The organism is Pseudarthrobacter sp. 10T415, from assembly GCF_056394175.1.
Window position 1 is genome coordinate 24921 of record NZ_JBFTHJ010000026.1, and the last position, 7802, is coordinate 32722.

General features: G+C 66.9%; 6 protein-coding genes. 4 read left to right on the forward strand and 2 right to left on the reverse strand.

The genetic code is table 11. The features are described 5' to 3' along the window. Positions 1-10 precede the first annotated feature (10 nt). Positions 11-772: a maleylpyruvate isomerase family mycothiol-dependent enzyme gene (locus AC1DBN_RS20345; protein WP_091719391.1), complete on the forward strand. Its 762-nt coding sequence runs from the start codon at positions 11-13 to the stop codon at positions 770-772. Between the two features lie 91 nt (positions 773-863). Here AC1DBN_RS20345 and AC1DBN_RS20350 read toward each other — a convergent pair whose 3' ends face one another. Together AC1DBN_RS20350 and AC1DBN_RS20355 are read right to left on the reverse strand one after the other, a co-directional pair. Then, on the reverse strand, positions 864-1358 hold the full coding sequence (locus AC1DBN_RS20350; protein WP_477724068.1) for a methylated-DNA--[protein]-cysteine S-methyltransferase: 495 nt from the start codon (positions 1356-1358) through the stop codon (positions 864-866). Continuing rightward, positions 1355-2857: an AlkA N-terminal domain-containing protein gene (locus AC1DBN_RS20355; protein ID WP_477724069.1), complete on the reverse strand. Its 1503-nt coding sequence runs from the start codon at positions 2855-2857 to the stop codon at positions 1355-1357. The genes AC1DBN_RS20350 and AC1DBN_RS20355 overlap by 4 nt, the downstream gene beginning before the upstream one ends. 115 nt (positions 2858-2972) lie before the next feature. Between AC1DBN_RS20355 and AC1DBN_RS20360 the strand changes: the two genes are divergently transcribed. Genes AC1DBN_RS20360 through tyrS form a run of 3 tightly spaced genes read left to right on the forward strand, consistent with a single transcriptional unit; the run spans position 2973 to position 7293 of the window. After that, a complete protein-coding gene (locus tag AC1DBN_RS20360) occupies positions 2973-3665 on the forward strand; it encodes a DNA-3-methyladenine glycosylase (protein WP_477724070.1) in 693 nt (230 codons plus the stop codon). Positions 3666-3717: 52 nt separating this feature from the next. Next, the gene (locus tag AC1DBN_RS20365) at positions 3718-5946 is read left to right on the forward strand and encodes a HelD family protein (protein WP_477724071.1); all 2229 of its coding nucleotides are present in this window, start codon (positions 3718-3720) and stop codon (positions 5944-5946) included. A gap of 33 nt (positions 5947-5979) precedes the next feature. Continuing rightward, positions 5980-7293, forward strand: coding sequence for a tyrosine--tRNA ligase (gene tyrS / locus AC1DBN_RS20370; RefSeq protein ID WP_314215872.1), 1314 nt, complete (start codon positions 5980-5982; stop codon positions 7291-7293). Positions 7294-7802 lie beyond the last annotated feature (509 nt).

The following is a 7802-nucleotide window of genomic DNA, read 5'->3' on the forward strand; positions in this document are numbered from 1 at the left end:
GATGAGCCCCATGACAGCTCCCGCACCGGACCTCCTGCTTCCCGCGCTCCACAAGGCCGCCGGCGACCTCACCACCGACGTCGCCAAACTCACGGACGCGGACGTGAAGGCGGCGTCCGCCCTTCCCGGGTGGACGCGCGGCCACGTCCTGGCGCACCTCACCGGAATCTCCAACGCGATGGCCCGGCAGTTGGAGTACGCGGCCCGCGGAGAGACGGTGGAGCTGTACGACGGCGGCATGGACGGACGCAACCGGGCCATCGACATGGCGGCCGGCCACGACGCCGCCACCCACCAGGCCGACCTGTCCACCGGCATTGACCGGGCGCTGCGGGCCTTCGATGCCCTCCCCGGGGTCAAGGATTCGTCCGCCAACCGCACCGGATGGTGGGCTCCCATCGCCTACCGCGGGGGAGTGGTGCTCGACGGCGGGCTGGCCCTGTGGCGCGAACTCACCATCCACAACGCGGACCTGCTCACCGGCAGGGGACCCGAAACCTGGGGCAGGGACTTCTGCGGCCACCTTTTCGAATTCCTCGAACCGAGGGTGCAGCCCGGAGACAAACTCCTCCTGCAGCCCCTTGGACTGCCGCCCGTTTCCCTGGGCAGCGGCAACCGGTCCACCGTGGTCAACGGCATGCTCACCGACCTCGCCGCCTGGCTGGCCGGCCGGGAACCCAGCCTCGGCAGCCTCCGTGCTTCGGCCAACGCCGACGGCACGGACCTTCCGGAGCTGCTGCCCTGGCCCGCCGCCACCCCTGCCGCCAAATAGAACCCATCGTTGCCCCATCACTTGGAGTCCCTAACACCCGGGTATAGGGACTCCAGGTGATGGGGCATCCCGGGCATTAAGGGCGCCGGGATCAGGCAGCTTCGCGCGCCAGCAGGCTTTCCTTGACCTTCAGGCCCCAGCGGAACCCGCCCAGGCTGCCGTCGGTGCGGACCACCCGGTGGCACGGAACGAACAGGGCTGCGGCGTTGAAGGCACAGGCACTGGCCGCAGCCCGGACGGCTTTCGGGTTGCCCGCCAGCGCAGCGTACTCGGTGTACGTCACCGGGAAGCCGGGTTTGACCTCCCGCAGGACATCCCAGGCATGGGAGCGGAAAGGCCCGGAACGCTGGAGGACCGGTACGGCCATGGCCGGTGCGGGGTCACCGCTGTAGAAGGCGTCGACGGCGGCCGAAATCCCACCCAGGCCGGTCACCTCTTCGATCGATGCGGGGAGCAGCGCAGGGTGGATCTGCCCGGTCAGGCCGGCGGGTCCGGCGGTCCAGCCCGATGCCAGCACCACGCCGTCGCTGGCGATGATGGTGAACGGGCCGTCCGGGGTGGACATTTCCAGCAGTTGGGCTTTCATGGCATCACTTTCACGGGTGCGGGGGTTTCGCGTTTATCGATGGGTTGTCGGGGTCTGGCCGCGGCGCGCCACAGGTGCATCGTCGCGTAGGAGCGCCACGGGCTGACCTCGCGGAAGTCCGGGGCGGCATCTCCGCCGGCACCTCCACCGGGGTCGAGGGCCCGTATCCCGTTGCGGACGGCTGCGTCGTTGGCCAGGAAGATGTCCGGAGCGCCCAGGACGCGCATGGCCACATAGCCTACCGTCCAGGGCCCGACGCCGGGCAGCGGCAGCAGTGCCGCGGTGAGGCTTGCGAGGTCGTCGCCGTAGCCGAACTGGAGCCGGCCGTCAGCCATGGCTGAGGCAGCGTTCAGGAGGGACTCGGTCCGCCGGCGGGGGCCGCGCAGCAGGTGCCCCGCTGCCGCGGTTTCGGCGGGCGAGGGAAAGAGCCGGTCCAGTCCCTCTGCTGGAGCACTGCTGGGGCTGCCTGCTGCGGACAGCTGGGTCAGCGCCGTGCGGGCCGCGGCCACCGTGATCTGCTGGCCCACCATCGCGCGGACCAGAAGTTCCTGCGGATCGAGGGCGCCGGGCATCCGGATTCCCGGCGTCTCGGCCACCGCCGCCGCGAGCCTCCGGTCCACGCCGAGGGTTCCGTCGATCGCCTCCGGGTCTGCGTCCAGGTCGAACAGCCGCCGGACCCGGCTCAGCAGTGCGGGGAGGTCGCGCAGGTCCACCGCGCCGACGGCGAGAGTCAGCGGCCGCCCCCGGGCGCCGCCGTCGTACGCCACCGTAAACCGGGCATCGCCGTGGGGGAGGCGTAACGTCCGGGCGTAGGAGGTGGGCGTTCCCACCTCGATGCCGGGAATGGCGCGCACGGCCAGGAAGCTGAAGATGCCCGGATCGAAGGGCCGCCGGTACGGAAGGCTGAGGCTCAGGGCCGTGGTACCGCCGGCAGCGGTGCCTGGCCGTGCGGTGGCCCGGAGGGCGGTTGGCGTCATGGCGAAGACCTCCGCCACCGTTTCGTTGAACTGCCGGACGCTGCTGAAACCTGCGGCAAACGCAATGTCGGCCAGCTTCATGCCCGTCGAGACCAGAAGCGTCCGGGCGGTCTGTGCGCGTCCAGCCCGGGCCAGGGACAGGGGACCGGCGCCCAGTTCCTGGGTCAGGATCCGGTTCAGCTGCCGCGAGGAATACCCCAACCGGGCGGCGAGGCCCTCCACCCCGTCCCGGTTGATCACGCCGTCGTTGATCAGGCGCATGGCCCGGCCGGCGACGTCTTGGCGGATATTCCACGCCGGAGTTCCGGGCACAGCTTCCGGGAGGCAGCGCTTGCAGGCCCGGTAGCCGGCGTCGTGCGCGGCAGCGGACGTTTCGTAGAACGTCACGTTCGAGGCTTTGGGCGTCCGCGCAGGGCAGGAAGGGCGGCAGTAGATGCCGGTGGACCGGACAGCCGTGAAGAACTGCCCGTCGAAGCGGGTGTCCCGCGCATCGATGGCACGGTAGCGCTGCCAAAAGTCCATTCCTCCATCCTGCCAGCCGCACGCGGCGTGCACTAGCGGAAATCGGACACCTCCGTGCAGCCCGGCCCGCCGCGGTGTTCCGGTAAGTTTCGCGGGATTTGGGTAGGGTCTGGCCATGAATGAATATCCGTCGACGGCGGGACGGTCGCTTCGGGAAATCCTCACCGGAGACGCGCGGGAGCTGGCCCCGCTCCTGCTGGGGGCCATGCTCACCCACGAATCCCGCGAGGGGCCGGTATCCGTCCGGCTCACCGAGGTGGAGGCCTACCTGGGGCCGGAGGACTCGCTGCACCCGGATCCGGGATCGCACACTTTCCGCGGCCAAACCCCGCGGAACGCGCCCATGTTCGGGCCGGCCGGGCACCTGTACGTCTACTTCACCTACGGCATGCACCATTGCACCAACATCGTCTGCGGGCCCGAAGGCGTTGCCTCCGCCCTGTTGCTGCGTGCAGGCGAAATCGTGGAGGGCGTTGGCCTTGCACAGCTCAGGCGGCCCACGTCGAAGACGCCCGCGGACCTTGCCAGGGGGCCGGCACGGCTCGCCAAGGCGCTGGGACTGACGACGGCGGACAGCGGCCGGGATGCCCTGGCCGCGCCGTTCCGGCTGGTGCTTCCGTCCGGGCCGGCAGCGGACATCAGTTCCGGTCCCCGGGTGGGCGTATCCGGCGCCGGCGGTTCCGACGAGTACGCCTGGCGCTTCTGGCTCACCGGCGACCCCACGGTCTCCGCGTACAAGGCGGCCCAGCCGCGGTCCAGGGCGCGAAAGCCTCCCGTGTCCGGGAGCGCCGGGTTTCACAAGCGTTAACGGAAATGGTTGTAGAATGGACGGTCTGTCTTGCGCGATAGGGGAACGTTAAATGCTCGACGCCGATTTGGCCCACGAACGTGAGTATGTAGCCGGCTTGTATGCCCGGCTGGAGGAGCTCCGTGAGGAGAAGCGCCGGCAGCTGGCACAGGTGCGCCGGTCCGGTGCCGTGGGCACCATGCAGAACGTCTCGGAGCGCGACGCGTTCGCGGCACTGTACGAAGACCGCCTGGCCCAGCTGGACGCCGTCGACGACCGCCTGGTCTTTGGCCGCCTGGACCTGGACTCCGGCGAAGAGCAGTACATCGGCCGGATCGGCCTCACCACCGAGGACCTGCAGCGGCTCATGGTGGACTGGCGTGCCCCCGAAGCCGGGCATTTCTACCAGGCCACCGCCTTCGACCGGCAGGGTGTCCGCAGGCGCCGCCACCTAATTCTGCAGGGGCGCGAAGTCAAGGCCATTGAAGACGACGTGCTGGATGCCTCGATGCTCTCGGACGACGAATCCCTGCAGGGCGAGGGTGCCCTGCTGGCCGCGCTGAACTCCAAGCGGACCGGCCGGATGTCGGACATCGTCAGCACCATCCAGTCGGAGCAGGACCGGATTATCCGTTCCTCCATTTCGGGCGCCCTGGTGGTGCAGGGTGGCCCCGGTACGGGCAAGACCGCCGTGGCGCTGCACCGTGCCGCGTACCTGTTGTACACCCACCGGGACCGGCTCAAGAGCGCAGGCGTGCTGCTGGTGGGCCCGTCGTCGTCGTTCATGAAGTACATCGAACGCGTGCTTCCCTCGCTGGGTGAGACCGGCGTCGTGATGGCCAGCGTGGGCCGCCTGATGCCCGGAATCCACGCGGTCCCCGAAGCCGACCCGGACGTCGCCGCCATCAAGGGCCGCCTGGACATGGCGAAGATCGTGGCTAACGCCGTCTCCAACCGCCAGCGGACTCCCGCAGCCAACCGCATCCTTGAAGTGGACGGCCGCAAGCTGACCCTGACGCCGCGGCAGGTCCGCCGCGCACGCGAGCGGGCGCGTTCCACCGGGAAGCCGCACAATGAGGCCCGCGTGACGTTCGTGAAGATCCTGCTGCGCGAACTGACGGAACAGCTCACCGACATGATCGAAGCGGACAACATCGGCAACAATGCCGACCGCTCCTACCTGGCCGAAGACGTCCGTACCGCCCGGGACGTGCGCATCGCCCTGAACCTGTGCTGGATGCCCATGACGCCGGAAAAGCTGATTTCCGAGCTGTTCAGCAAGCCCGCCATCCTGGAGTTCTGCACCCCGCACCTAACGCCGGAACAGCGTGACCTCCTGCGGCGGCCCGCGGACGCGCCGTGGACCGAAGCGGACGTGCCGCTGCTGGACGAGGCAGCCGAACTGCTCGGCGAGCTCGATCCCGCCGCCGGGCGCGGCCTTGCCCAGCAGGAGCACGACCGTGCCCGGGACCTCGCCAACGCCAAGCAGACCCTCGAAAACATGCAATTGGCGGGCGTGGACCCGCTGATGTCGGCGGAGGAACTGGCCGAGCAGAACCGTGAACAGGAAACCCGGCAGACGGCCGCGGAGCGTGCCACCAGCGACCGCACCTGGGCGTTTGGACACATCGTGGTGGACGAAGCGCAGGAACTGTCGCCCATGCAGTGGCGGCTCCTCGTCCGGCGCTGCCCTTTGAAGTCCTTCACCATCGTGGGCGACATTGCCCAGACCAGTTCCGTGGCCGGGGCCAACTCCTGGCAGGGCGCCCTGGCCCCGATGTTCGGTGAACGCTGGCAGCTCGAGGAGCTGACCGTCAACTACCGCACGCCGTCCCAGATCGCCGAGGCCGCGGTCCGGATGGCAAACGCCGCCGGCCTGGTGGTGTCCGCCCCCAAGGCCGTCCGCGAGGGCCGCTGGTCACCAATCGTTGACGAAGTGGAAGCGGGCGCGGTGGTCAGCCGCCTCGTCGAGGTCCTTCCGGAGGAGCTGGAAGCGCTCGACGGCGGCCTGCTCGCCGTGATTGCCGACGGTGAGCTGCTGCCGGCCGCCACGTCCGCGTTGCGGTCGGCGTACGGGCGCCGCGTCGGTACCGGTGCCGGCAGCTACGAGCAGGACATCGTGGTCATCAGCCCCCGCGAAGCGAAGGGCCTGGAGTTCGACGGCGTGGTGGTCCTGGAGCCCTCCACCATGCTGAACCACGAGCACGGCAAGGTGGGCGACCTGTACGTGGCCATGACCCGCGCCACGCAGCGCCTGCGGCTGATCGCGGCGCAGCCTGTCCCGGCCGGCATCGTCCGCTGATCCGGGCACTGCGATACTGCTAACTTAGAAGGCGTGCCAGACATCAACAGCCTCGAAACGCAACAGAACGACCCCACCTTCGCCAACGTTTGGCAGGAGCTGAAGTGGCGTGGACTCGTCCACGTCTCCACCGACGAAGCCGAGCTTGAGAAGCTTCTCGCCGGCGGACCGGTCACGTACTATTGCGGCTTCGACCCCACCGCACCCAGCCTGCACCTTGGCAACCTGGTCCAGCTGTTGGTCATGCGGCGGCTGCAGCTCGCCGGGCACAAGCCCCTGGGCCTTGTGGGAGGCTCCACGGGTATGATCGGCGATCCCCGTCCGACGGCGGAGCGGACGCTGAACACCAAGGACACCGTGGCGGAATGGGTTGGGTACCTGCAGGCCCAGGTCCGGCGTTTCCTCAGCTTCGAGGGGGACAACGCCGCCCGGATGGTGAACAACCTGGACTGGACTGCGCCGTTGAGCGCCATCGACTTCCTGCGCGAAGTGGGCAAGCACTTCCGCGTAGGCACCATGCTGCGTAAGGACGCCGTTGCGTCCCGCCTCAGCTCGGACGAGGGCATCAGCTACACGGAGTTCAGCTACCAGATCCTCCAGGGCATGGACTACCTGCAGCTTTTCCGTGATTACGCCTGCTTGCTGCAGACCGGCGGTTCGGACCAGTGGGGCAACCTGACCAGCGGCACCGAGCTCATCCGCAAGGTGGAGGGCAAGAGTGTCCACGCCCTGGGAACGCCGCTGATCACCAACTCCGACGGAACCAAATTCGGCAAGAGCGAAGGGAATGCCATCTGGCTCGATGCCGGCATGTGCAGCCCCTACGCCTTCTACCAGTTCTGGCTCAACACGGCAGATGCCGACGTCGTGGACCGGCTTAAGGTATTCACCTTCCTCACCCGTGCGGAAATCGAGGATATTGCCACGTCCGTTGCCGAGCGTCCCTTCGCCCGTGAGGGTCAGCGGAAGCTTGCCTTCGAAGTGACCTCGCTGGTGCACGGGGTTGAGGCCACCGAGAAGGTCATTGCCGCGTCCGCCGCCCTTTTTGGCAACGGTGACCTTGCCGCCCTGGACAAGCAGACCCTGCAGGCAGCCACATCCGAGCTCCCCACCGCCACGGTGCAGGTGGACGCGCTGGGAATTGTGGACCTGCTGGTGGCGTCCGGCCTGTCGGAAAGCAAGTCGGCAGCCCGCCGCACTGTTGGTGAAGGCGGTGCCTACGTCAACAACGAAAAGGTGCTGGACCCGGAAACGGTCATTGCTGAATCAGAACTCCTCCACGGTCAGTACCTGCTGCTCCGCCGGGGCAAAAAGAACCTGGCAACGGTGGAAGTGCTGGTCCCGTAGCGGGGGAGCGAAACCTACCACCTGCACGCCTCTCTGTGGCCGATTTGCGCGGCCACGGAGGGGCGTGTATTGTTTTCTGAGTCGCCGCCGCTGAGTGGTGACAAACCCCCAACCGATATTGAGAAGCGATTCTTGGCCATGCGGTGCATGGAACGAAGAAATGCTTCACTTTTCGCTGGGCGGATTCAGTTTCGCAGAGTGAATTCCGGGAAAACAACCGGATTTGCAAAAGTGAAACTGAATGAAATAAGATTGAAACATCGCAGCGAAGAAATACGGAATAGATATTCATTGCTAAATGATTTGTTTCGGGAATATTCGAATGTGTCTGTTGTTTGAGAACTCAATAGTGTGCCAAGCTTGTTGATACCAATTTTTTATTGAATTGGTTGATTGTGCTGTGCCGCCACCCCGTGGTGTGCATGGTGTTTTTAGCTGGTTTCAAATTTTGTGCAGCCTGGTTCCGCGTTATTTCCGTGGTGTCTGGTTGTGTCTGTTTTTGTTTTACT